Annotated in this window: 1 pseudogene; it reads left to right on the forward strand. The window is 54.1% G+C overall.

Annotated features, from left to right (window positions below):
* Window positions 1–66: 66 nt before the first annotated feature.
* A pseudogene (locus ACT3TJ_RS17905) lies at window positions 67–1,188 on the forward strand (IS701 family transposase); the annotation flags it as partial.
* Window positions 1,189–1,411 lie beyond the last annotated feature (223 nt).

Raw genomic sequence — 1,411 nt, forward strand, 5'->3', positions numbered from 1 at the left:
TACTACAGCCGTAACTGAGTGAGCTACACTTTAAGTGATTGGCATCAAGACAGTCACGAGGTGAAAATGCAGGAACTGGATTTCCCTATTTCAGCATTGTTGGATGACCTGGCTGCTCGGTTAGGCCCACTCTTTCCTCGTTCGGAGACGCGTGATCGGGCCGTCCGCTACATCAAGGGGTTGCTCAGCCAGTGCGAACGTAAAAATGGGTGGCATCTTGCTGAATGGGGCGGGGACGCTACACCCGATGGTGTGCAATATCTTCTAGACCGGGCACGCTGGGATGAGGCGGCAGCACGCGATATTCTCCAGCAATGGGTAGTTGAGACATTGGGTGCTCGTGACGGCGTTCTCGTGCTTGACGAAACAGGCTTTATCAAAAAAGGGCAGCACTCAGCGGGTGTTCAGCGTCAGTACAGTGGCACCGCCGGTCGTATCGAGAATAGCCAGATTGGTGTTTTTCTTCTGTATGCTAGCCAGGCAGGCCATGCGTTTCTGGATCGTGCTCTCTACCTGCCCAAATCCTGGACACAGGATCGCGAACGTTGTCGGCGTGCCGGTATCCCGGATGACGCAGGGTTTGCCAGCAAACCTGAACTCGCGCGCCAGATGCTTGAAAAAGCGCTGAATCAAGGAATTCCCGCTGCCTGGGTCACTGGGGATAGCGTTTATGGGGGGAACCGAAGCCTGCGCCTTTGGCTTGAAGAGCAAGAACAGCCCTTTGTGTTGGAAGTGGCCTGCAACGAGCCTTTATGGTGGCAGAGTTTTCAGTATACGCGAGCTGACGAGATGGCTGCGTCACTCCCCGATGATGCATGGCAAACGTTGTCTGCCGGTTCAGGCAGTAAGGGCGAGCGTTGGTACGATTGGTCCCTGATGCCTTTAATGAGATTGCAGCTGACAGCAGAAGCGCAGCGCTGGGGGCACTATCTTTTGATACGGCGCAGTCTCTCGGCACCCAATGAGCTAGCTTATTACGTCGTTTATGCACCGCGGGACTGGGTATCGCTTGACACACTGGTGAAAGTCGCGGGGCAGCGTTGGAAGATTGAGCAGGGTTTCCAGACAGCCAAGGGCGAGTGTGGCCTTGATGACTATGAAGTGAGACGTTGGCACAGTTGGTACCGCCATATTACCTTATCGCTGCTGGCACACGCCCTATTGGTAGCCATTCGACAAGCCAGTCAGTCGCAAAAAAAAAGCGGCCAGGAAGGATCGGGTGGACCTTATCCGAACTCAGGCAACTCATGGGAAAAGTGCTATGGAGAGGCTCCCAGGCCTTGTCACATGTCCTTCACTGGTCGGACTGGCGACGAAAGCACCAATACAAAGCATGGCAATGTCATTGTCAGCAACAACAACGCCATATGAATCTGGCTGAACGATCAGGCTCATAGTTACGGCTGTAGTA

It is taken from the genome of Halomonas sp. AOP30-A1-24, assembly GCF_052378165.1.
Classification (GTDB): domain Bacteria; phylum Pseudomonadota; class Gammaproteobacteria; order Pseudomonadales; family Halomonadaceae; genus Vreelandella; species Vreelandella citrativorans.